The 21,748-nt window shown below is 67.3% G+C and carries 21 protein-coding genes; 9 read left to right on the top strand and 12 right to left on the bottom strand.

Features of this window, described 5'->3' with window-relative positions; translation table 11 throughout:
* Positions 1–15 precede the first annotated feature (15 nt).
* From WV31_RS11865 to WV31_RS11835, 7 genes are all read right to left on the bottom strand, one after another.
* Positions 16–765, bottom strand: coding sequence for a TIGR02186 family protein (locus WV31_RS11865; protein ID WP_085373756.1), 750 nt, complete (start codon positions 763–765; stop codon positions 16–18).
* A complete protein-coding gene (locus WV31_RS11860; protein ID WP_085373755.1) occupies positions 765–1,691 on the bottom strand; it encodes a sulfite exporter TauE/SafE family protein in 927 nt (308 codons plus the stop codon). Before WV31_RS11860 ends, WV31_RS11865 begins: the two co-directional genes overlap by 1 nt.
* Before the next feature lie 222 nt (positions 1,692–1,913).
* Positions 1,914–2,894 carry a DUF2333 domain-containing protein gene (locus WV31_RS11855; RefSeq protein WP_085373754.1) on the bottom strand — a complete coding sequence of 327 codons (981 nt, stop codon included), beginning with the start codon at positions 2,892–2,894 and terminating at the stop codon, positions 1,914–1,916.
* Positions 2,891–3,889: a tryptophan--tRNA ligase gene (trpS, locus tag WV31_RS11850; RefSeq protein WP_085373753.1), complete on the bottom strand. Its 999-nt coding sequence runs from the start codon at positions 3,887–3,889 to the stop codon at positions 2,891–2,893. The genes WV31_RS11855 and trpS overlap by 4 nt, the downstream gene beginning before the upstream one ends.
* A gap of 64 nt (positions 3,890–3,953) precedes the next feature.
* Positions 3,954–5,501, bottom strand: coding sequence for a murein biosynthesis integral membrane protein MurJ (murJ, locus tag WV31_RS11845; protein WP_085373752.1), 1,548 nt, complete (start codon positions 5,499–5,501; stop codon positions 3,954–3,956).
* 39 nt (positions 5,502–5,540) lie between these two features.
* A complete protein-coding gene (locus WV31_RS11840) occupies positions 5,541–6,044 on the bottom strand; it encodes a GNAT family N-acetyltransferase (RefSeq protein WP_085373751.1) in 504 nt (167 codons plus the stop codon).
* A 242-nt stretch (positions 6,045–6,286) separates the two neighbouring features.
* Positions 6,287–6,625 carry a cupredoxin domain-containing protein gene (locus WV31_RS11835; protein WP_085373750.1) on the bottom strand — a complete coding sequence of 113 codons (339 nt, stop codon included), beginning with the start codon at positions 6,623–6,625 and terminating at the stop codon, positions 6,287–6,289.
* 262 nt (positions 6,626–6,887) lie between these two features.
* Between WV31_RS11835 and WV31_RS11830 the strand changes: the two genes are divergently transcribed.
* The 7 genes from WV31_RS11830 (at position 6,888) to WV31_RS11800 (ending at position 16,258) form a co-directional block, all read left to right on the top strand.
* Positions 6,888–7,451 (top strand): iron transporter, encoded by a 564-nt coding sequence (locus tag WV31_RS11830; RefSeq protein ID WP_085373749.1) that lies wholly within the window; start codon positions 6,888–6,890, stop codon positions 7,449–7,451.
* A complete protein-coding gene (locus WV31_RS11825; protein ID WP_085373748.1) occupies positions 7,451–8,917 on the top strand; it encodes a carbohydrate porin in 1,467 nt (488 codons plus the stop codon). Before WV31_RS11830 ends, WV31_RS11825 begins: the two co-directional genes overlap by 1 nt.
* A gap of 86 nt (positions 8,918–9,003) precedes the next feature.
* A complete protein-coding gene (locus tag WV31_RS11820; RefSeq protein ID WP_085373747.1) occupies positions 9,004–10,371 on the top strand; it encodes a 4Fe-4S binding protein in 1,368 nt (455 codons plus the stop codon).
* A gap of 37 nt (positions 10,372–10,408) precedes the next feature.
* On the top strand, positions 10,409–12,046 hold the full coding sequence (gene pgi, locus WV31_RS11815) for a glucose-6-phosphate isomerase (protein ID WP_085373746.1): 1,638 nt from the start codon (positions 10,409–10,411) through the stop codon (positions 12,044–12,046).
* A gap of 140 nt (positions 12,047–12,186) precedes the next feature.
* Positions 12,187–13,914, top strand: coding sequence for a sensor domain-containing diguanylate cyclase (locus tag WV31_RS11810; RefSeq protein WP_168185930.1), 1,728 nt, complete (start codon positions 12,187–12,189; stop codon positions 13,912–13,914).
* Between the two features lie 21 nt (positions 13,915–13,935).
* Positions 13,936–15,744 (top strand): DNA mismatch repair endonuclease MutL, encoded by a 1,809-nt coding sequence (gene mutL / locus WV31_RS11805; protein ID WP_085373744.1) that lies wholly within the window; start codon positions 13,936–13,938, stop codon positions 15,742–15,744.
* 94 nt (positions 15,745–15,838) lie between these two features.
* Positions 15,839–16,258 carry a hemerythrin domain-containing protein gene (locus tag WV31_RS11800; RefSeq protein ID WP_085373743.1) on the top strand — a complete coding sequence of 140 codons (420 nt, stop codon included), beginning with the start codon at positions 15,839–15,841 and terminating at the stop codon, positions 16,256–16,258.
* A 90-nt stretch (positions 16,259–16,348) separates the two neighbouring features.
* Here WV31_RS11800 and WV31_RS11795 read toward each other — a convergent pair whose 3' ends face one another.
* Positions 16,349–16,909 carry an HNH endonuclease gene (locus WV31_RS11795; RefSeq protein ID WP_085373742.1) on the bottom strand — a complete coding sequence of 187 codons (561 nt, stop codon included), beginning with the start codon at positions 16,907–16,909 and terminating at the stop codon, positions 16,349–16,351.
* A 207-nt stretch (positions 16,910–17,116) separates the two neighbouring features.
* Positions 17,117–17,791: an alpha/beta hydrolase gene (locus WV31_RS11790; RefSeq protein WP_085373741.1), complete on the bottom strand. Its 675-nt coding sequence runs from the start codon at positions 17,789–17,791 to the stop codon at positions 17,117–17,119.
* 78 nt (positions 17,792–17,869) lie between these two features.
* On the opposite strand from WV31_RS11790, the gene gluQRS reads away from it, so the two are divergent.
* Positions 17,870–18,703: a tRNA glutamyl-Q(34) synthetase GluQRS gene (gene gluQRS / locus WV31_RS11785; RefSeq protein ID WP_085373740.1), complete on the top strand. Its 834-nt coding sequence runs from the start codon at positions 17,870–17,872 to the stop codon at positions 18,701–18,703.
* 12 nt (positions 18,704–18,715) lie between these two features.
* On the opposite strand, the gene gstA is transcribed toward gluQRS, so the two are convergent.
* The 3 genes from gstA to WV31_RS11770 are packed head-to-tail and all read right to left on the bottom strand — an operon-like array spanning position 18,716 to position 21,176.
* Complete coding sequence (gene gstA / locus WV31_RS11780) at positions 18,716–19,321, bottom strand: glutathione transferase GstA (protein WP_085373739.1); 606 nt, start codon at positions 19,319–19,321, stop codon at positions 18,716–18,718.
* A gap of 17 nt (positions 19,322–19,338) precedes the next feature.
* Positions 19,339–19,560 (bottom strand): hypothetical protein, encoded by a 222-nt coding sequence (locus tag WV31_RS11775; RefSeq protein ID WP_085373738.1) that lies wholly within the window; start codon positions 19,558–19,560, stop codon positions 19,339–19,341.
* A gap of 20 nt (positions 19,561–19,580) precedes the next feature.
* Positions 19,581–21,176 (bottom strand): gamma-glutamyltransferase family protein, encoded by a 1,596-nt coding sequence (locus WV31_RS11770; protein WP_085373737.1) that lies wholly within the window; start codon positions 21,174–21,176, stop codon positions 19,581–19,583.
* Between the two features lie 95 nt (positions 21,177–21,271).
* Here WV31_RS11770 and gpt point away from each other — a divergent pair, with 95 nt between their 5' ends.
* Positions 21,272–21,727 carry a xanthine phosphoribosyltransferase gene (gene gpt / locus WV31_RS11765; protein ID WP_085373736.1) on the top strand — a complete coding sequence of 152 codons (456 nt, stop codon included), beginning with the start codon at positions 21,272–21,274 and terminating at the stop codon, positions 21,725–21,727.
* Positions 21,728–21,748: the final 21 nt, after the last annotated feature.

Genomic DNA, 21,748 nt, shown 5'->3' with positions numbered 1-21,748 from the left:
TCTCCCCGGGAATGGTCAGGCTTTCTTGAAGACCACCGCCGCCAGCCAGCCGGCGAAGGCCGCCAGCGCGATGGCGATGAGGCCGTAGGCCGCCGCCTGCTGATGGGCGAAGTCGTAGACGTCGGCGCCGATGCCAATCTTGCTCACCACCAGCGGCGTGGTCTGGGCACTGACCACCTGGCCGCCCACCATCAGGTAGACCTCGACCATGTACACCCCCACCGGCACGTTGGCGGGGAAATGCACGTCGGTGCGGAACAGGCGCTGGCTCAGCATGCCGATATCGGTGACCTTGTCGCCGTAAAGGCCCTTCTTCTGGTTCAGGCGGATCAGCGCCCGGCGGTACTGGTCCAGGTCGGCGCCGGTATCCTTGACCCGGATGTCCAGGTCCAGGTGATCCAGGCCGATCTGATGACGCCCCAGGATGCCGGGCGGGGCCAGCTGGTCCAGGGGACGGGTCGACGCCACATGATAGAACGACGGCGCGTTGTCCACCTTGGCGATGCCCGAATTGATCCAGATGCCGGCGGCGCGGTCCTTGCGTCGCAGGGTCTCGGCCTTGTTGGGGCCGCGCACCACCACCACCACGTCGCCGGTCTTGCCGTCGCCCACCTCCTCGATGGCACCGAACAGCAGGACGTCGGTACCGGCGAAACCGGTGGTGATGGCCACCAGATGCTTGGACAAATCGGCGACCAGCGGCTCGGCCGCATGGGTTTGGGCCACGGGCAGCAGCAGCAGCAGGGCGAGGAGAAGCCGCCGCATCAGTGCTTGCCCCCCGTTCCGGCGGCGAACAGTTCGCTGGGAACCGTCACCATGTCGAACAGCAGCTTGACGCAGACGCCCAGCACCATCAGCGCCAGCAGCGAGCGCAGCTGCTCGCCCTTCAGCTTGACCCCGAAGCGGGCGCCGATCTGGGCGCCGATCACCCCGCCCACCAGCAGCAGCAGGGCAAGCACCACGTCCACCGTGTGGTTCATGGTCGATTGCAGGAAGGTGGCGTTGGCGGTGACGAAGATGATCTGGAACAACGAGGTGCCCACCACCACGGACGTGGGCATGCCCAGCAGGTAGATCATGGCCGGCACCATGATGAAGCCGCCGCCGACGCCCATCAGGGCCGCCAGGATGCCGACGAACAGGCCGATACCCGCCGGGACGACGGCGCTGATGTAGAGCTGCGAGCGGCGGAACCGCATCTTGAAGGGCAGGCCGTGCATCCAGCTGTGCTGGTGCTTCTTGCGCACCGGGACGTTGCCGCCGTTGCGCTTGCTGGCCATCAGCGCCTGGATGCTTTCCACCAGCATCAGCGAGCCGACGATGCCCAGGAAGATGATGTAGCATAGCGAGATGACCAGATCGATCTGGCCCAGGCCGCGCAGCCATTTGAAGAGATAGACGCCGAGGGTGGAGCCGACAAAGCCGCCCAGCGTCAGGATCAGTCCCATCTTGACGTCGACGTTGCCGCGCCGCCAATGGGCCAGCACGCCCGACACCGACGAGGCGACGATCTGGTTGGCCTCGGTCCCCACCGCCACGGTGGGCGGCACGCCCAAAAAGATCAGCAGCGGCGTCATCAGGAAGCCGCCGCCGACCCCGAACAGGCCGGACATGAATCCCACTCCGCCACCCAGCCCTAAGATGACGAAGACGTTCACCGACATCTCGGCGATGGGAAGGTAGATCTGCATTCCTTCCGCCCCCTGCCCCTTGCGCTCTCGACCGGCGCTTACGGGGTTCCTTGGTTGTCGCTCCAACCGGGGTCAAATGGCAACAGGAATTTTATGGTTTTCTAATGTTCAATGCCCGGACCTGTCATCCCGAGGCGTAGCCGAAGGATCCTTCAGGCAGGACGGCAACCGTCGACGGCTGAAAGATGCTTCGCTGACGCTCAGCATGACAGACCCTCCACCCTATTTCAGCGCGGCCAGTATCTCGGCGGCCTGCATGCGCACCCGCAGCGCGCCGTAGCCTTGCGCCGCCAGATGGTTGGGCAGGAAGCTGGAATCGGGGGCGGCGCTCCACACCAGCCAGGGCTTGAGGCGCGCGCTCGCGGCCAGTTGGTCCACCATGCGGGTCCAGGCTTCCAGCTGGCGGCGGTCGGCCAGCGTCTTCTCGAAATCGCGGCCCAGTTCGCGCAGCACGATGGAATAGGCGTAAAGCCGGCCCTTGTTGCCGTAGAACACCCCGTCCACCCCGAAATCCAGCAGCACCAGATGCCCGGCGGCCAGATGGTGGTCGATGGCTTCGGTGACCTCGTCCAGGTCGCGGATCAGCGCCTCGACCACGGCCGCCAGGGCCTCGGGCTTGCGCTCGAAGGGGGTGCCGCCGGCCGCCACCATGTCGTTGTAGAGGTCCAGCGAACGCTGGGCGTTGCGATACTGCTTCTCGGCCGAGGCGGTGGGCAGCCAGGATTTGTGGGTGTCGAACTTCCACACCGTGCCGGGATATTTCAGCAGGCCGGCGGCGTGGTTGAGGTTGACGTCGGTGCCGTTGGGACCGAAGGCCACGCCCTTCTCGGAATTGAGCGCGCCGACCATGCGGGCCAGCCCGCCCACCAGGCCCAGCTGGAAGGCCGGCATGTCGCGCAGCCAGGCGCCGGGCATGAAGAAGGGGTCGTTGGCGTGCCACTTGCTGCCGTCCAGCTCGCGGGTGATCAGGGCGGCGGTGACCGCCACCCCGCGCGAGCGGGCTCCCGTCACCGTACCGGCGGCGAAGTCGGGATTGTCGTCCACCTTACTGATCACCAGCATGGCGACGGGGAAGACCAGCACCACGACAACGGCGAAGGCCCACAGCACGAAGCGGCGCGACGGATGGCGCAGGATTGCGGCGATGCCGGCCAGGGCGGCGGCGACGGCGTTCAGCAGGCCTTCGGCGAAGCGCTGGGTCATGGCCGCAGGAATCCGACGATGTCGTAGACGTCCCTGATGATCGGCCGGGCGATGGCATCGGCCCGCTCGGCGCCCGAACGCAGGATGGAATCGATGTGGGCGGTGTCGGTCATCAGGCGCTTCATCTCGGCGTTGATGGGACCCAGCACGGAGACGGCCAGCTCCACCAGCTCCTTCTTGAAGTCCGAGAACTGCTTGCCTTCGAACTGGCTCACCACCTGGGCCTTCTCCTTGTCCGACAGGGCGGCGTAGATGCCCAGAAGGTTGGAGGCCTCGGGGCGGCCTTCAAGCCCGTCCAGGGTGCCGGGCAGCGGTTCGAGGTCGGTCTTGGCCTTCCTGATCTTCAAGGCGATGGCGTCGGCATCGTCGGTCATGTTGATGCGCGAGTAATCGGATTCATCCGACTTGCTCATCTTCTTGGCGCCGTCGCGCAAGCTCATGATGCGCGCCGCCTCGGGCGGAATGATGGGTTCGGGCAGCGGGAAGAACTCGACGCCGAAATCGTTGTTGAACTTTTGCGCCGTGTCGCGGGCCAGTTCCAGATGCTGCTTCTGGTCCTCGCCCACCGGCACATGGGTGGCCTTGTAGGCCAGGATGTCGGCGCTCATCAGGTTGGGATAGGCGAAGAGGCCGACCGAGGCATTCTCCTTGTGCTTGCCCGCCTTATCCTTGAACTGGGTCATGCGGTTCAGCCAGCCCATGCGCGCCACGCAGTTGAAGATCCAGGCCAGCTGGGCATGGGCGGGAACCGTCGACTGGTTGAAGACGATGTGCTTGGCCGGATCGACGCCGGCGGCGATCATGCCGGCGGTGACTTCCCGGATATTGCGGGTCAGCTCTTTGGGGTCCTGCCACAGGGTGATGGCGTGCATGTCGACGATGCAGAAGATGCACTCGAACTGGTCTTGAAGCCGCACCCAGTTGCGGATGGCGCCCAGGTAATTGCCGAGATGGAGGTTGCCGGTGGGCTGGACGCCGGAAAAGATGCGGTTCATGACGGGTTTGGACTCCGTTCGAGCGATGATCAGGGGGAGAGGTATACTCCTCGCCCGGCCCAATTCAACCCTTCTTCCGCCGCATCATCCCCCGGATTTCGCCGAGACTCAGCGCGCCCAGCACCTGGGCGGCGGCCAGGAAGGCCAGGGCGCCCAGGACCACCAGGCCGGCCAGGATGGCGACCGCCATCAGCTGGCCCTGGGCCAGGGGCCACAGTGCCCATTTACCGCTCCACAACACGCCCCCCATCACGGCGCAGGCGGCGATGATGCGCGGCGCCTTGGACTTCAGGCGATCGTCCAGGGTGAAATAGCCGCGCCGGGCCAGCAGCACGGCCAGGATGGCCACATTGGCCCAGGCGGCGACGGCGGTGGCCAGCGCCATGCCCACATGGCCCAGGGGCTTGGCCATGGCGAGGTTGAGGACGACGTTGAGCACCATGGCCACGCCCGCCACCCGCACCGGCGTGGACGTGTCCTCGCGGGCGAAGAAGCCGGGCACCAGCACCTTGACCAGCACATAGGCGGGAAGGCCGATGGCGAAGGCCACCAGGGCGCTTGCCGTCGCCTCGGTCTCGTGGGGGCCGAAGGAGCCCCGCTCGAACAGCACCCGGATCACCGGCGCGGCGATGACCATCAGGGCGACCGCCGCCGGGAGAGTCAGGGCGAGGCCCAGTTCCATGGCGCGGTTCTGGCTGGTGCGCGCCGCCTCGGCCTCGCCCGCCTTCAGCTGGCGCGACAGGGTGGGGAGCAGGGCGGTGCCGATGGCGATGCCCACCACCCCCAGCGGCAACTGGTTCACCCGGTCGGCGTAGTTGAGGTAGCTGACCGCGCCGTCGGCCACGGTCGATGCGATCATGGTGTTGATCACCAGATTGACCTGGTACACCCCGGCCCCCACCGCGCCGGGCACGATGCGCTTGAACAGCAGCCCGACCTCGGGCGTCAGGCGGGGGCGGGTGAGCCCCAATCCCATGCCGACGCGCCGCGCCGCGCGCGATAGCCAGACGAACTGCACCACGCCGGCGGCGAAGGTGCCCCAGGCCATGGCGTGGCCGGCGGTCTCGGAATAGGGCACCAGGAACCACAGCCCGGCCATGGAGGTGAGGTTCAAGAGCACCGGCGTGGCGGCGGCCGCCGCGAAGCGGCCCATGGAGTTCAGGACTCCGGCCTGCAGGCTGACCAGCGAGATGAACAGCAGATAGGGAAAGCAGATGCGCGAGAATTCCACCGCCAGCGCCATCTTGCCCGGCACCGCGTCGAAGCCCGGGGCCAGGCCGTAGACCGCCCAGGGCATGGACAGCTCCATCACCGCCACGAACAGGGTGAGCACCAGGGCCATGACCGAGAAGGCCTGCTCGGCGAAGCGGCGCGCCTCCTCGGTCCCTTCCGTGGCCATCTTGCCGGTGAACAGCGGCACGAAGGCGGCGTTGAACGCCCCTTCGGCGAACAGCGAGCGGAACAGGTTGGGAAAGCGGAAGGCGACGAAGAAGGCGTCGGCCACCGCCCCGGCGCCGAGGAAATGGGCGATCATCATCTCGCGCGCCAGGCCGGTGACGCGCGACAGCATGGTGAAACCGCCGACCGTGGCGATGGAGCGGAACAGACTCATGGCCGCACTATTGGGGCAAGTTTTGGCCGACGCAAGGGCTCATCCCGCCAGATCCAGCTGGAAGCACTGTTCGGTCACCGGCTTGCCCCAGGTTTCGCCGGTCAGCTCCTGGGTGAGGACGAAGCCGCGCGCCTCGTACAGCCGCCGCGCCGCATGCAGGCCGGCGAAGGTCCATAAGTAGACCGAGGCGAAGCCCTTCTCGCGGCAGAATTCCAGGGCGCAATCCAAAAGGCGCGAGCCCGCCCCCATGCCCTGGCGGTTGGGATCGACCATGAACCAGCGCAGATGGGCACCGGCTTCGGGCCCCTTGGCGCCGTCGATGGCCACCGATCCGATCATCCGCTCGCGGTTGTCCACGGCGCACCACAGCTGGCTGGCGAAGCGGTGGCGGTCGCGGACGAAGGCGGCCAGCTCGGTGGCCACCTTGGCCTCGAAATAGGGGCCGAAATTCCAGTGGAGCGCATAATAGCGCGACTGCATGGCGACGATGTCGCCGATGGCGCCCGGCTGCCATCCCGCCACGATCTCGACGTCGTCCCTCATATCCTCATCTCCCGGCCGCGCCGGCAAATCCTGACACGGCGGGAGAGGGAAGGCCACCGTGACTAAAGCAGCAGCAGGCCGAGAAGCCAGTAGCTGCCGCCGGGCAAGGCTGCGATCAGCAGGTTCTTGGAAAAATCTTCCATGGCCGCCTCCTCAATTTCCGCAGAATACCCACATGAGGTGAGTGGATATTAGAGCGCCCAATGCCGGGAAATTGCCAAGGCTCATCCGTATTAGGGTCTTTACCGGGCGATGATCACCCCTTTGGCGGTGGCCTCGTGGTACTCGCCGAAGAAGGGGTATTCGCCGGCATCCACCTTGCCCAGCACCACGCGGACCTCGGTGCCGGGAAAGACGATCTTCTCGCGGCGAAGGGGCAGGCACTCGAATTCCTCGGGCTCCGCGTCCTCGTTGCGGACCAGCAGGATCACCTTGGTCCTGGCGGGAATTTCCAGCCGCTCCGGGATGAAGCGGTGATCCTTGATGGTCAGCTTGACCACGACCTCGTCGGCCGCCCCGGCGAGCGGACTCCATAGGGAGACAAGCAGGATGGGGAGAATGATTCGCAGGAGCGCAGGCATGGAGGGCCTCTTAAGTTTGCGACCGACTCGCATTCTCATACGCAAGTCCTAAGGCTTTGTCCAGAATTGGATTGAGGGAATTTCCCGCTGATGGGCAAGGCCCTGATTTCACGGGGTAATCCCAAGCGTTCTCCGGGCCTCGCCGGCGACGCGCATAACTCCGGGGAAAATTATGGGTGTTGACAGAATAGGGCGAGAGGCCTTAACCAAAAGCAATTGCGAGTCACTTGCAGTCGCATTCCCATTCGCGCAGAGGCCCCCCATGATCAAACGCCAGACCTTCCTTCCCGCCCTCGCCGTCCTGGCGGGATTGTCCGCCGCTTCCGCCCCGGCCCTGGCGGTGGAGTACCCCATCGGCGCTCCCGAGACCCGCTACGGCATGGAGATCGGCGCCGTCTACCTTCAGGCCGTGCGCATGGAGCCCGACGGCATGATGCTGCAGCCCGAGCAGTCGGACATCCACATCGAGGCCGACATCAAGGCCCTGCAGGGCAATCCCAACGGCTATCCCGAGGGCGCGTGGATTCCCTACCTGCTGGTCAAGTACGAGCTGACCAAGGTGGATTCCGGCGAGGTGATCAAGGGCGACATGATGCCCATGGTGGCCAATGACGGCCCCCATTACGGCGACAACATCAAGCTGAAGGGCCCGGGCAAGTACAAGGTGAAGTACACCATCCTGCCTCCCAACGCCCCGGAGAACGCCTCGGGCAAGCATTACGGCCGCCACACCGACCGCGCCACCGGCGTGCGCCCGTGGTTCCCCGCCTTCACCCTGGATTATGAATTCGTCTTCGCCGGTGTCGGCAAGAAGGGCGGCTACTGATGAACAGCCGTTTCCTTGCCACGGCGGCCGCGATCGGATTGATCGCCGCCGCCCCGGCCTGGGCCGCCCCGGCCAAGGACCCGTCCACCGCCGAACTGCTGGCCGAGATCAGGCGCCTGGCCAACCGCGTCGAGGAACTGGAACGCAAGAAGACCGCCGCCGCCGACACCGAGCAGCGTATCGAGAAGCTGGAGAGCCATAACGCCGCCATGGAAAAAGCCATGGCCCAGGATACCATCAGCGAGAACGAGCCCGAGGTGGCGGCCCGCGTCAAGGCCGCCGAGAACGAGATCCTCTCCTACAAGAAGGGCTCGAAGGTCGTCGACGTGCTGGGCGGCATCAAGGTGGGCGCCGGCATGACCGTGGTGGGCCAGAATCTGATCGGCCAGTCCCAGGAAAAGGACGGCCAGCTCAACTGGCGCGGCGACGTGACCCTGACCATTCCCGGCGGCAATGTCGGCAATTCCAAGGGCACCATCTTCACCCATCTGCGCATGGGCCAGGGGCGTGGCCTGGGCACGGTCAGCAACTCCATGGCCTCGGTCAACGGCACGGCCTTCCAGCGCTCCGGCGCCGACAACACCGACGCGGCCATCGGCCTGGTGGAGGCCTGGTACCAGCTCGACGTGCCGTTCGGCGGCGACCTGAAGACCGCCAAGCATCACATGGAGATCACCGCCGGCAAGATGGATCCCTTCGGCTTCTTCGACAAGAACGCCGTGGCCAACGACGAGACCGTGTATTTCATGAATTCCGCCCTGGTCCACAACGCCCTGCTGGATGCCGGCGGCGACGTTGGGGTGGATCCCTTCGGCTTTTCGCCCGGCCTGCGCATGGCCTATGTCAACGACGCCGACAAGTGGAAGGTGCAGGCCGGCGTCTTCGAGACGGGGACCGGCGCGTCATTCCAGGGCTCCAACGAGTTCCCCTTCCGCATTGTTCAGGCGGAGACCACCCAGCGCTTCTTCGGCGGTCTGGAAGGCACCTACCGCGTCTACGGCTGGACCAACGACCGCGCCACCGACTTCGACAACAAGCGGGGCCGCCATGCCGGACTCGGCCTGTCCGTGGACCAGAAGGTGGACGATTACGTCACCCTGTTCGGCCGCTACGGCTATCAGCTGAAGGGCAAGACGCGCTTCGACCAGAGCGTCAGCGCCGGCGGCGAGGTCAACGGTTCGTACTGGGGCCGCGGCGCCGATGGCCTGGGTCTGGGCCTGGTGGCCAACCACGTGTCCAAGACCTACCGCGACAAGTCGTCCACCCTGGATCTCGACAACGACGGCACGCCGGATGTGGGGTACAAGGCGACGTCCTTCGAGCAGACGGCGGAGCTTTACTACCGCTACCGCGTCATGCCCCGCTTCGACCTGACCCCCGACGTCCAGATCATCCGCCATCCCGGCGGCAATCCCTCGGGCGAGGTCGCCTATGCCTTGGGGCTGAGAGGGCAGTTGACGTATTAAGTGATGCGAATGCATCTCACTTGTATTATCAACAACAACCATGCCCGGTGCCGACAGCCGGGCATGGTTTCGCCTTTGAGGACCGAATGAACAGCCTGACGCCCGTCCGCCCGACCCCCCTGGCCGTCCTCGGCCATTTCCTGGCCCGCCATTCCCGGCTGATCCAGGCGGTGCAATGGCTGATGGTGGTCATCTATCTGGTCCTGGTGACATTGCCGGCCTTCCTGCCGGTGCCCGACGATTCCAGGCATATCTGGGACGATCTGGTGCTGTTCGCCCAGTTCGCTTTCTGGGGGGTGTGGTGGCCGTTCGTCATGGTCAGCATGGTGGTGATGGGCCGCGCCTGGTGCGGCCTGTTCTGCCCCGAGGGCCCCATGACCGAATGGGTGAGCCGCCATGGGCTGGGCCGCGCCATTCCCGCCTGGCTGCGCTGGAAGGGCTGGCCGTTCGTGGCTTTCGTCTGCACCACGGTCTACGGCCAGATGATCACCGTCTATGAATATCCCAAGGCGGCGCTGCTGATTCTCGGCGTCTCGACGGTGATGGCGCTGGGCATCGGCCTGGTCTATGGGCGGGGAAAGCGGGTGTGGTGCCGCTATCTCTGCCCGGCCTCGGGCGTGTTCTCGCTGCTGTCGCGCCTGGCGCCCGTCCATTTCCGCGTCGATGCCGAGGCCTGGAAGGCGGCGCCGCGCACCCATGCGGTGGATTGCGCCACCCTGGTGGACGTGCGCGCCATGACCGGCGGCGGCTCGTGCCATAATTGCGGCCGTTGCTCGGGCCACCGGGGCGCGGTGGAACTGGCGCCGCGCCTGCCGGGGTCGGAGATCGCCGCCCTTCCCGCCCGCGAGGTCTCGGCCTGGGACATCGTCCTGCTGCTGTTCGGGGTGATGGGGGTGGCCAGCGGGGCCTTCCAGTGGTCGGCCTCGCCGGTGTTCATCGCGCTCAAGCAGGGACTGGCCAAAATCCTGGTGGAGCACGACGTCCTGTTCCCCATGACCGGGACTCTGCCCTGGTGGCTCTTGACCAATTCCGACGAGACCGGCGAGGTCTTCACCCTGCTGGACGGCTTCTGCATCCTGGCCTACATGGGCGGCGCGGCGCTGCTGTTCGGTGCCATCGGGCTGGCCGGGCTGGGGCTGAGCGCCCGGGTGCTGGGCCGGCCCGAACTGCTTTGGCGGCTGGGCTACGCGCTGGTGCCGGCCGGAGCCGCCGGACTGATCGTCGGCCTGTCGGCCATGACGCTCACCCAGCTCACCGCCGAGGGCGTCTTTCTCGCCTGGGTCCCCGACGCCCGCGCCGGGGTGCTGGCGGCAGGACTGGCCTGGAGCGCCCTGCTGCTGTGGCGGTCCCTGCCGGCCGTTTCCCTTGGCCGCCGCCTGGCCGCCTGGCCGCTGGGTCTGGCCGGGGCCTTCGCCCAGATCGGCATGTGGGGGGTGTTCTTCTTCGTCTGGTAGGGTAGGATTCTCCCACGGCAATACCGGGGGGACCCTCATGGCACATCCGACGACGCTTCCCGCCTGGACGGAACTGGAGGCCCTGGCCTCCACCACCGGCCGGCGCCCCATGCGCGACATGTTCGCCGAGGATCCCGGCCGCTTCGACCGCTTTTCCGCCCGCCTGGGCGATCTGCTGCTGGATTATTCCAAGAACCGCATCGATGCGTCCGTGATGGCCGCCCTGGTCCGTCTGGCGCAACAGGCCGGGCTGTCCCGGGCCCGCGATTCCATGTTCCAGGGCGGCAGGATCAACGCCACCGAGCGCCGCGCCGTGCTGCACACCGCGCTGCGCAACCGGTCCGGCCAGCCGGTCATGGTGGACGGATGCGACGTGATGCCCGAGGTGGATTCCGTGCTGGCCCGCATGAAGGATTTCAGTGGCCGGGTGCGGTCGGGCGAGTGGAAGGGTGCCACCGGCAAGCCCATCCATAGCGTGGTCAATATCGGCATCGGCGGTTCCGACCTGGGGCCGGTGATGGTCACCGAGGCGCTGAAGCCCTACCAGAAGGACGGGCTGGCGGTGCGCTTCATCTCCAACGTGGACGGCAGCCACGCCGCCGAGGTGCTGAAGCTCTGCGATCCGGAAACCACCCTGTTCATCGTGGCGTCGAAGACCTTCACCACCCAGGAGACCATCGCCAACGCCCGGACCTGCCGCGCCTGGCTGACCGAAAAGCTGGGCGAGGCGGCCATTCCCAGCCATTTCGTGGCGCTGTCCACCAACGCCAAGGCGGTGGCCGGGTTCGGCATCGACACCGCCAACATGTTCGAGTTCTGGGATTGGGTCGGCGGGCGCTATTCCCTGTGGTCGGCCATCGGCCTGTCCATCGCCGTGGCGGTGGGCTTCGACCATTTCGAGCGTCTGCTGGACGGCGGCCACGCCATGGACCGCCATTTCCAGACCGCGCCGCTGGAGTCCAACCTGCCGGTGATCCTGGCCCTGATCGGCATCTGGAACGCCAACTTCCTGGGCGCCGACGCCTATGCCGTGCTGCCCTACGACCAGTATCTGCACCGGCTGCCGGCCTATCTCCAGCAGTTGGACATGGAAAGCAACGGCAAGGGCACCGCCCTCGACGGAGCCCGCGTCGCCTGGGGCACCGGCCCCATCGTGTTCGGCGAGCCCGGCACCAATGGCCAGCACGCCTTCTACCAGCTGATCCACCAGGGCACCCGCCTGATCCCCTGCGACTTCCTGGCCGCCGCCAACAGCCATAACCCGCTGGGCGAGCATCACCTGCTGCTGCTGTCCAACGTTCTGGCCCAGGCGGAAGCCCTGATGAAGGGCAAGACCGAGGCCGAGGCCCGCGCCGAGCTGGAAAAGGCCGGCATGAACGACGCCGAGATCGCCTTCCAGCTGCCCCACCGGGTGTTTCCCGGCAACCGGCCCAGCAACATGCTTCTATACCCCCGGCTGGACCCCTTCACGCTGGGCATGCTGATCGCGCTCTACGAGCACAAGGTGTTCGTCCAGGGCGTGATCTGGGACGTGCCGAGCTTCGACCAGTGGGGGGTGGAACTGGGCAAGGTGCTGGCCAAGGCCATCCTGCCGGAACTGTCCTCGGGCAGTACACCCGGCACCCATGATTGCTCGACGGCGAATCTCATCAAGGCCGTCCGCTCAATGCGGTAATATTGATCAATCATTCAATAGAATTTCAGCGCATGGAGGTGGGCGGTATTTGGACTGGTATTGGGGCATCCGAACCGGTATAGGCATAATTGATACTTGAGTTTGGCACCCTGGGATGGGGCGGACCACGGATGGGCAGCATGGGACGGGTGGAGACGCCGGCCGAACGGCGGCGTAAGGGGCCGCGCTTCGGCGCCAATTTCATGACGGTTCTGGAAGTGTCGCGCGACCTCGTCTGCCTGTGCGCCGAGGGGGTGGTGATCGACGTCAACAGCGCCGGCATCTCCATGCTGGGGGCCGGGGATGGCGAGGCGGTGGTGGGCCATGCCTTCCGGGACATGGTGGGCGGCGACTATGCCGGGGTGATCGACGATCTTCTGCACCTGAAGGAGATCGAGGATTCCGCCTTTCCCATCAAGATCCTCCGCCTGGACGGCACCGCCTTCGAAGCCGAGTTGCAGATCCATCCCGCCCGTGAATTGGGCCCCGCCCACGCGGTGGTGACCGCCCGCGACATTTCCCACCAGGGGCATCTGGCGCGCACGGCACGGCACAGCGAGGACCGCTTCCAGGCGCTGGTGGAGCGGTCCATGCATCTGGTGCTGCTGTGCCACGGCGGGCGCATCGGCTACATCAACGCCACCGGAACCCGCGTGCTGGGCGGCGTCGACGCCAGCCAGTTCGTCGGCCATCCGGTTTCGGAGATCTTCGCCGGGGAATACCGCGAGATCGTCGCCGCCGATTTGTCCGCCCTGTTGGACGAGGGCGGCATCATGCCCATGCGCCTCGCCCGCCTGGACGGCTCGGTGTTCGACGCCCAGATCAAGGCCACCCGATTGCCGTCGCGGGGCGCGGCCCCGGAATATATGGTCGAGGCCCGCGACATCACCGGTCAGATCCGGGCGGTGGCGGCGCTGCGCCACATGAACGATACCCTGGAGCAGCAGGTGGTGGCCCGCACCCGCGAACTGGCCGAAGAGCGCTCGCGCGCCGTCGAAGCCCGCACCTTCGTGGAAAGCCTGCTGGAGGCGGTGCCCAACCCCCTGTGGTGGAAGGACACCGAGGGCCGTTATCTCGGCTATAACGGCGCCTTCCGCGAGCTGCACGGCATCGATTCCACCGAATGGATCGGCCGGACCATGGATGCGACGGTCAATCCCGATTTCGCCGCCGCCTCGGGACGGGCCGATGTGGAGGCCCTGAAGGAGCAGCGCCGCGTCCAGTTCGAGGCCCGCCTCAACGTCCGCCTGGGCGAGAAGCTGGACGTGGTGGTCAGCAAGACCGTCTGGCAGGGCCGCGACCACAAGGCCGAAGGCGTGATCGGCGTGATGCTCGACATCACCGACAGGAAGCGCATGGAGGCCGAACTGCGCCGCCTGGCCACCACCGACGTGCTGACCGGCGCCTTCAACCGCCGCCATTTCATGGAGCTGGCCGGGGCCGAGCTGGATCGGGCGCGCCGTCACCAGCGCCCCATGGTGGCCCTGATGCTCGACATCGACCACTTCAAGCGCATCAACGACACCTTCGGTCATCCGGTGGGCGACATCGCCATCAAGGCGCTGGCCGCCACCTGCGCCCATGAAATCCGCCACGAGGACGTGCTGGGCCGCATGGGCGGCGAGGAATTCGCCATCGTGCTGACCGAGACCGACCAGGATGGCGCCCTGCTGGTGGCCGAGCGCCTGCGCCTGGCCATCGCCGCCATCAAGATTCCCACCGACCAGGGAGACGTCGTCTTCACCGCCAGCATCGGCCTGGCCGAGCGGCTGGAGGGCGATTCCACCATCGACGCCATGCTGTCGCGCGCCGACATGGCGCTCTACGCCGCCAAGCGCTCGGGCCGCAACAGGGTGGCGGTGGGGTAGCGGGGCGGCTAAACTGGCCCCATGCCCATCCGTCTTCTTCCCCCCACCCTGGTCAACCAGATCGCCGCCGGCGAGGTGGTCGAGCGTCCCGCTTCCGCCGTCAAGGAGCTGGTGGAGAATTCCATCGATGCCGGGGCCACCCGCATCGACGTCACCCTGGCCGAGGGCGGCCAGGCGCTGATCGCGGTGGCCGACGACGGGTGCGGCATGGGCCCCGACGAGATGATGCTGGCGGTGGAGCGCCACGCCACCTCCAAGCTTCCCGACGACGATCTGGTGCGGGTCAAGTTCCTAGGGTTCCGCGGCGAGGCGCTGCCCTCCATCGGCTCGGTGGCGCGCCTGACGCTGACCAGCCGGCCCAAAGGCGCCGAGTCCGCCTGGAGTCTGTCGGTGGAAGGCGGGGCGAAGGGCGAGCCGGTTCCCGCCGCCCATCCCCATGGCACCCGCATCGAGGTGCGCGACCTGTTCTACGCCACCCCGGCGCGGCTGAAATTTCTCAAGGCGGCGCGCACCGAGCTGACCCACGCAGCCGACGTGATCGAGCGCCTCGGCATGGCGCATCCCGGTATCGCCTTCTCGCTGTCCGACGGCGGGCGCAAGGTACTGGACCTGGCGGCCAAACGCGGCGAGCCGGCCGCCGCCCGGCTGGCCCGCATCGCCCAAGTGGTGGGGCGCGAGTTCGAGCCCAACGCCCTGGCGCTGGATTCCGAGCGCGACGGGGTGCGGCTGACCGGCTGGGCCGGGCTGCCCACCTACAACCGCGCCACCTCCGCCGCCCAGTACCTGTTCGTCAACGGACGGCCCGTCAAGGACCGGCTGGTGATCGGCGCGGTGCGGGGCGCCTATCAGGACGTGCTGGCCCGCGACCGCCATCCGGTGGTGGCCCTGTTCCTGGAACTGGACCCCGATCAGGTGGACGTCAACGTCCATCCCGCCAAGGCCGAGGTGCGCTTCCGCGATTCCGGGCTGGTGCGCGGCCTGATCGTCGGGGCCATCCGCCACGCTTTGGCCGGAGCCGGCCACCGGGCCAGCTCGACGCTCACCGGCGTGGCGCTGGGGGCGCTGGGAAGCAGCGGCGCCGCGCCGCCCGCCTTCGGCCATTATCCGCCGCCACGACCCTCGCTGCCCTTGGTCCGCGCAGGCATCAATGCCCAGGCTCCCATCGGGCTGGCCGAGCAGGTTCTGGGCCTGGACCTGCCGCCCGCCGCTCCCGCCGCCCGTGCGGACGAGGCGGAAGAGAGCGCCGCCGATTACCCCTTAGGCGCCGCCAAGGCCCAACTGCACGACACCTATATCGTCGCCGAGACCGCCCAGGGGCTGGTGATCGTCGACCAGCACGCCGCCCACGAGCGTCTGGTGTTCGAGCGCCTGAAGCTGGGCCTCGAGGACGGCAAGGTGGCCCGCCAGGGCCTGCTGCTGCCCGAGGTGGTGGATCTGGGCGAGGCCGGGGCCGCCCGCATCGCCGAGCGCGCCGACGAGTTGGCCCGCCTGGGCCTGGGGATCGAGCCCTTCGGTTCCGGCGCCGTGGTGGTGCGCGAAATCCCCGCCCTGCTGGGGGACGGCGACGTCCAGGGGCTGGTGCGCGATCTGGCCGACGAACTGGCCGAATGGGGCGCGGCCACCGCGCTGGAGGAGCGGTTGCTCCACATCTGTGCCACCATGGCCTGCCACGGCTCGGTGCGGGCGGGGCGCCGACTCTCGGTTCCCGAGATGAACGCCTTGCTGCGCCGCATGGAGGCCACGCCGCTGTCAGGCCAATGCAACCACGGGCGGCCCACCCACGTTTCCCTCAGTCTGGCCGATATCGAGAAGCTGTTCGGGCGGCGGTGATCCGGCTTTTCCGCCACGCTTGACCGCCGTCAAGTACCATAGCTGATTGGTTGGGTATTATCGCCTCAGTTGCTTGAAGCGAAGGAATCCCGCCATGAGAAAGACCGACAGTTTCCGTAAACATCATGATGGCCTGCGTGAGATCGTCGGCCGTCTGGAGCCCATGCTGGTGCCGGCCCGCATCGCCGAGGACCCGGCGGCGGTGTCCAAGGTGGTGCTCGACCTGTTCGGCAAGTTCTCCATCCATCTGGCCATCGAGGACAACACGCTGTACCCGAAATGCGCCGCCCATGCCGACGCGGCGCTGCGCCGCACCGCCGCCGAGTTCCAGGCGGAGATGGGCAGCCTGTCCCAGCGTTTCGACGCCTACAAGAAGGCCTGGGCCGGCCCGCTGGCCATCGGCCGCGACCCCGCCGCCTTCGTCGCGGCGACGCGCGAGATCCTGGGCCTGTTCAAGGCGCGGGTGGAGCGTGAGGAAAGCCGCCTCTACGATTTGTTCGACAAGGCGGCGTGAAGCGCCCTTGCCTCGACCCTCTCCCGCCAACGGGAGAGGGGAGGCGGGAGAGCGCAGGTCCGCCCGCCGATTGAAGCAAGATGACAGCCCCTAGAAAGGCTCCAGCTCGCTGTCCCAATAGAGGAAGTCGCGCCAGCTTTCGTGCAGGTAGTTGGGCGGAAAGGCCCGGCCGTTTTCCTGCAGCTGCCAGGTCGAGGGCTGGCCGGGGCGGCTGAGCAGGGCCATGCCCACCTCGAACAGCAGACGGTCGCCCTTCATCAGGTTGCAGGGCGCGCAGGCGGTGACCACGTTGTCCCAGGTGGTCCGCCCGCCCTTTGAGCGCGGCAGAACGTGGTCGAAGGTGAGATCGTGGGTGGGGAACCACTCGCCGCAATACTGGCAGGAGAAGCGGTCCCGAAGGAAGACGTTGAAGCGGGTGAAGGCCGGCTTGCGCGAGGCGGGGATGAATTCCTTCAGCGCGATGACGCTGGGCAGGCGCAGGGACTGGCTGGGAGAGTGGATGACACGGTCGTATTCGGACACCACCGCCACGCGATCGGAAACCACCGCCTTGATTGCGTCCTGCCAGGACCACAGGGACAGGGGGAAGTAGCTGAGCGGCCGGAAGTCGGCGTTCAGCACCAGGGCAGGATGGCTGTCGAATGCGACCAAACCCCTCTCCCTTTCCACGGAAGACGTTCACAAAATATAGTATTCGCTATTGTTGTTCCATACCCCTCTTCGTGATGGTTGGGTGACGTGTTGCCCGTCCTCAGTCGCCGGGCGCGGGCATTCGCCCGCTTGGCTTCCGCCGCATAAGCGGCGCGGCCCCTTGGGCCTAACCAAACCGTGCCGATCAAGGCTCGTCGCGGTTTGGCTTCAATCGCTAATGCCGAACACCTGGCCCAGGAAGCCCATGGCCATCTCTGCGCCGGGTCCGTCGATGCCGTGGCCCAGGCCGGGGCGCAGCTCGGTCAGCACCGGCACCCCCACGGCGGCCAAAGCCTGTTCGGCGGCCTGCAGGCAATTGGGGTTGACCACCTCGTCGGCCGCGCCGTGGATCAGCAGGGTGCGGGGCCGGGCGGTGATCTCCTTGGGCAGGCAATCGGGATCGACCAGGGCGCCGGAGAAGCCGATGATCGCCGCCGGAGCAGCGGCGCGGCGCAAGCCCACATGCAGCGCCATCATGGTGCCCTGGCTGAAGCCGATCAGCGCCACATCCGATGGCTGCACCCCCCACAGGGCGATCTGCTCGTCGATATAGGCGTCGAGAATGGGGGCGGTGGCCCGCACCCCGGCCGAGATGGCGGGGATGGAGCGGTCGGCCAGGCTGAACCACTGGCGGCCGAAGGGGGCCATGTCGAAGGCGAAGGGCGCGTCGGGGGCCACGAAGGCGGCGTCGGGCAGGATGGAGGCGAAGAACGGCGCCAGCTCGATCAGGTCCGAACCATCGACACCCACGCCGTGCAGCAGGATCACCAGCTGGGCGGCGGGACCGCCCGAGGCGGGCTCCACCGAGGGGCCGGACAGTTTGACGGGGGCGGGGCTGGACATGACGGCTCCTGACGAATGGAATCGGCGGCATTATGGTATGGTTCGCGCCGACTGTCCTGCTAAAGCTGGCGACAAACTGTGACCATTACCCGCTTCGCTCCCAGCCCCACCGGGGAATTGCACCTGGGCCACGCCCATTCCGCCCTGTTCGCCTTCGCCGAGGCGAGGAAGGCCCAGGGGCGCTTCCTGCTGCGCATCGAGGATATCGACCGCACCCGCTGCCGCCCGGAATTCACCCAAGGAATCTTCGAAGACCTCGCCTGGCTGGGCCTGGAGTGGGAAAGACCGGTCCGCATCCAGTCCGAACATTTCGACGATTACCGCGCCGCCCTGGACCGGCTGGACTCCCTGGGACTGCTCTATCCCTGCTTTTGCACCAGAAAGGATATCGCCCGCGAGGTGGACGGCGCCGGCCATGCCCCCCACGGTCCCGACGGACCGCTCTATCCCGGCCATTGCCGCCATCTGTCGGCGTCCGAGCGGGCCGAGCGGACGGCATCCGGCCAGCCCTTCGCGCTGCGCCTGGACATGGCGGAAGCATCGCGGCGGGCCGGCCCCCTGTCCTGGCGGGACCGCGAGCGGGGCGAACAGGCCGCCCGGCCCGAACTGTTCGGCGACGTGGTGCTGGCCCGCAAGGACACCCCGGCCAGCTACCATCTGGCGGTCACCGTGGACGACGCGCTGCAGGGCGTCACCCTGGTGACGCGGGGCGTGGATCTGTTCGAGGCCACCCATGTCCACCGCCTGCTGCAGGCCCTGCTGGACCTGCCGACGCCCGGCTACGCCCACCACCGCCTGCTCACCGACGAGCACGGGCGGCGCTACGCCAAGCGCGACCGGTCGCTGACACTGCGTGCGCTGCGCGACGCGGGCCGCACCCCGCAAGAGGTGCGGGCGCTGGCGGGGTTCTGACGGCCGCCGCCTCTACGCCAGCCCCTCGGCCTTGAGCGCCGCCTGGGTGGCGGGGCGGGATTTGATGCGCTCGAAATGGGCGACCACATGCGGCCAGGCGGCGGTGTCGATCTTGAGGCGGGGCAGCCAGGTCATCACGGTGAACAGGTAGAAATCCGCCACGGTGATGCGCTCGCCCATCAGGAAGGGGCCCTTGCCCAGGGCCTTGTCCAGGTAGTCCAGGCGGCGGCCCAGGATGGTCTTCAGCACCGCCTTGCCCTCTTCGGGCATGGTCGGGTTGAACTGGGTGCCGGCCGGCTTGTGCAGCTCGGTGGCGATGAACACCAGCCATTCCACCAGCTTCATGTAATCCTGGGTGCCCACCGCCGGGGCCAGTCCCTTTTCCGGCGCCATGGCGGCGATGCGCAGCAGGATGGCGACGCCCTCGGTCAGCACCGCGCCGTCGTCGATCACCAAGGCGGGGATATAGCCCTTGGGATTGATGGCCAGGAAGTCGCCGCCGGTCTCCGTCTTCTTGGCGACCAGATCGACCGCCTCGAGGGCATAGGGGATGCCGGCCTCTTCCAGGGCGATGTGCGACGCCAGCGAGCAGGCGCCCGCCTTGTAATAGAGCTTCATGGAAAGACTCCTTGGGTCTAGGCGTCGGGCGGCAGTTCGTTGATGGAATCGCACCCGGTACAGCGATAGAGCAGGTTGACCTTCATGGATCGGATGGGCACCTCGTGCATCATCTCACGGCCGCACACGCCACAGTGAACATTATCGCCGCCCATGCCGATCATGGCGGCGCCGGTATCGACCACTTCGCGGTCGCCCACCTTATCCTCGGCGACGTGCTTCAAAACAATGGTGCCCATGGAATCCAGATCCTCTCGTTTTAAAACGCCGCCACCACGCCATCGGCACGGGGGTCGGCGGCTCCCTCGATGAGCCCGTCGGGCCGCCGCATCAGCGCCCCGGCGTGCCCCAGCAGCGAATCCCACTCGTCCACCACATGGATATGGTGACCGGCTTTCGCCAGTTGTCCCAGCACTTCGGCAGGGATGCGCCCTTCCACCTGGATGCCGGCGGGCGGCGGCGCACCGTCCAGGGCGCGGGCCAGGCACCAGCGCGGCGCCGACACCGCCTGCTGCAGGCCCTGGCCGTACAGCGCCACGCGGGTAAAGATCTCGGCCTGGACCAGCGGCTGGGAATCGCCGCCCATGGTGCCGTAGACCAGGGTCCGGCCATCCTTGAGGCGCGCCAGTCCGGGCGACAGGGTGTGGAAGGGACGCCGCCGGGGTTCCAGCGCGTTGCGATGGTCCGGGTCCAGGCTGAACGAACAGCCCCGGTTCTGCCAGACCACCCCGATCTCGGGCAGCACCACGCCCGAGCCGAAGGCGTGGTACAGGCTCTGGATGAAGCTGACGGCGCGGCCCTGGCCGTCGATCACGCCGAGCCACACGGTGTCGCCCTCTCCGCCTGCGCCGGGCGACGGGCTGGCCTTGGCCTTGTCGATCTCCCAGGCCATGCGGTCGAGAACGCCGTCCTCCAGATAGGTGGTGGCGTGGATGGACATGCGCGCCGGATCGGTGACGTGGGCGTCTCTGATGCGATAGGCCAGCTTGGCCGCCTCTACCAGTCCGTGGATATGGTCGAAGCCGTCCGCCTCGGTGACTTCCAGGCGCTGGTACAGGCCCAGCAGGATCAGCGAGGCCAGTCCTTGGGTGGGCGGCGCGGTATTGAACAGATGCCCGCACGGCAGGTTGAGCGACAAAGGCCGGCGGCGCATGCCGCGATGACGCGCCAGATCCTCGGCGCGCAAGGGTGATCCGGCGGCCTGCAGTCCGGCGGAAACGGCGCGGGCCACCTCGCCGCGATAGAAATCGTCGAGCCCGGCATTGGCCAGGCGCTCCAGCGTGTCGGCCAGGGCGGGCAGGCGCAGCACCGAACCGGCGGCGGGAACCTTGCGCCTGACCAGGAAGGTCTCGGCGAAGCCGGGATGGCGCTTCAATTCGGCCAGCCCGCGCTGGGTGGCCGCGGCCTGATGGCGCGACACGGCGAAGCCTTCACGCGCCGCGAACACCGCGTCCTCGAACAGCCGGCGCAAGGGCAGACGCCCGCCCCAATGGCCCGAGACGTCCAGCGCCAGCTGCCAGCTGGACACCGCGCCGGCCACGGTATTGGCGGCCAGCGGCCCGCGCGTGGGAATGCGCTTGTGACCGGCCTTGCGATAGAGCTCGGCATCCACCTTGGCCCCGGCGGCGCCCGAACCGTCGATGGAAACGGGCGGCTTGCCCGGTTCGGCGATCAGCCAGAAGGCGTCGCCGCCCAGCCCGGTCATGTGGGGATAGACCACACCCAGCGTGGCGGCGGTGGCGATGGCCGCCTCGATGGCGGTGCCGCCTTCGCGCAGCACGGCCAGCCCCGCCTGGGAGGCGAGGTGGTGGGGGGAAGTCACCATGCCCCGGCGGGCCATGGGCGAATGCAGCATCGGGCGGGGTCCTTTTGTGGCAGGGCGATTGTTGCGAAAATGCCGCCCGCCGTCCAGAGTGGCGATACCATTCCTCAGCATGCGGCCGGCACTCCATGGATCTCGACCCCACTTTTTCCCGTACCCGCTCCCTGTCGTGGGAGGAGGTTCACGCCGTTTCCCGCCAGTTGGCCCGACGGCTGAAGGCCAAGGGACCGTTCGCCGGCATCATCGCCATCGCCCGCGGCGGGCTGGTTCCCGCCGCCATCCTGGCGCTGGAGATGGACATCCGCCAGGTGGACACCGTGTGCATCGCCGGCTACGACGAAAGCACCCGCCACGATCTGGAGGTCCTGAAACGCGTGCCGGGCGACGGCACCGGCTGGCTGGTGGTGGATGATCTGGTGGATACCGGACGTACCGCCCAGGCGGTGCGCGACATGCTGCCCGGCGGCCATTACGCCACGCTTTACGCCAAGCCCTCTGGAAAGCCCATGGTCCATACCCATGTGGAGGACGTGGAGCAGGAAACCTGGCTGGTGTTCCCGTGGGAGGAGACCGAACGGGTTTGACCCGTCCGCCCCGGCGGTGAA

Origin of the sequence: Magnetospirillum sp. ME-1 (assembly GCF_002105535.1) — a bacterium.
Lineage (GTDB): Bacteria > Pseudomonadota > Alphaproteobacteria > Rhodospirillales > Magnetospirillaceae > Phaeospirillum.
The sequence above is the reverse complement of the archived record's forward strand: the minus strand, read 5'-3'. Positions and strand labels throughout refer to the sequence as shown.

Excerpts from the sequence above, each read along its gene's own strand:
- WV31_RS11820 (WP_085373747.1), top strand. The coding sequence starts at position 9,004 with ATGAACAGCCTGACGCCCGTCCGCCCGACCCCCCTGGCCGTCCTCGGC.
- WV31_RS11855 (WP_085373754.1), bottom strand. The coding sequence starts at position 2,894 with ATGACCCAGCGCTTCGCCGAAGGCCTGCTGAACGCCGTCGCCGCCGCC.
- trpS (WP_085373753.1), bottom strand. The coding sequence starts at position 3,889 with ATGAACCGCATCTTTTCCGGCGTCCAGCCCACCGGCAACCTCCATCTC.
- gstA (WP_085373739.1), bottom strand. The coding sequence starts at position 19,321 with ATGAAGCTCTATTACAAGGCGGGCGCCTGCTCGCTGGCGTCGCACATC.
- WV31_RS11810 (WP_168185930.1), top strand. The coding sequence starts at position 12,187 with ATGGGACGGGTGGAGACGCCGGCCGAACGGCGGCGTAAGGGGCCGCGC.
- WV31_RS11790 (WP_085373741.1), bottom strand. The coding sequence starts at position 17,791 with ATGTCCAGCCCCGCCCCCGTCAAACTGTCCGGCCCCTCGGTGGAGCCC.
- WV31_RS11800 (WP_085373743.1), top strand. The coding sequence starts at position 15,839 with ATGAGAAAGACCGACAGTTTCCGTAAACATCATGATGGCCTGCGTGAG.
- WV31_RS11825 (WP_085373748.1), top strand. The coding sequence starts at position 7,451 with ATGAACAGCCGTTTCCTTGCCACGGCGGCCGCGATCGGATTGATCGCC.
- WV31_RS11865 (WP_085373756.1), bottom strand. The coding sequence starts at position 765 with ATGCGGCGGCTTCTCCTCGCCCTGCTGCTGCTGCTGCCCGTGGCCCAA.
- WV31_RS11840 (WP_085373751.1), bottom strand. The coding sequence starts at position 6,044 with ATGAGGGACGACGTCGAGATCGTGGCGGGATGGCAGCCGGGCGCCATC.
- WV31_RS11775 (WP_085373738.1), bottom strand. The coding sequence starts at position 19,560 with ATGGGCACCATTGTTTTGAAGCACGTCGCCGAGGATAAGGTGGGCGAC.
- WV31_RS11835 (WP_085373750.1), bottom strand. The coding sequence starts at position 6,625 with ATGCCTGCGCTCCTGCGAATCATTCTCCCCATCCTGCTTGTCTCCCTA.
- mutL (WP_085373744.1), top strand. The coding sequence starts at position 13,936 with ATGCCCATCCGTCTTCTTCCCCCCACCCTGGTCAACCAGATCGCCGCC.
- pgi (WP_085373746.1), top strand. The coding sequence starts at position 10,409 with ATGGCACATCCGACGACGCTTCCCGCCTGGACGGAACTGGAGGCCCTG.
- WV31_RS11830 (WP_085373749.1), top strand. The coding sequence starts at position 6,888 with ATGATCAAACGCCAGACCTTCCTTCCCGCCCTCGCCGTCCTGGCGGGA.
- WV31_RS11770 (WP_085373737.1), bottom strand. The coding sequence starts at position 21,176 with ATGCTGCATTCGCCCATGGCCCGCCGGGGCATGGTGACTTCCCCCCAC.
- murJ (WP_085373752.1), bottom strand. The coding sequence starts at position 5,501 with ATGAGTCTGTTCCGCTCCATCGCCACGGTCGGCGGTTTCACCATGCTG.
- gpt (WP_085373736.1), top strand. The coding sequence starts at position 21,272 with ATGGATCTCGACCCCACTTTTTCCCGTACCCGCTCCCTGTCGTGGGAG.
- WV31_RS11860 (WP_085373755.1), bottom strand. The coding sequence starts at position 1,691 with ATGCAGATCTACCTTCCCATCGCCGAGATGTCGGTGAACGTCTTCGTC.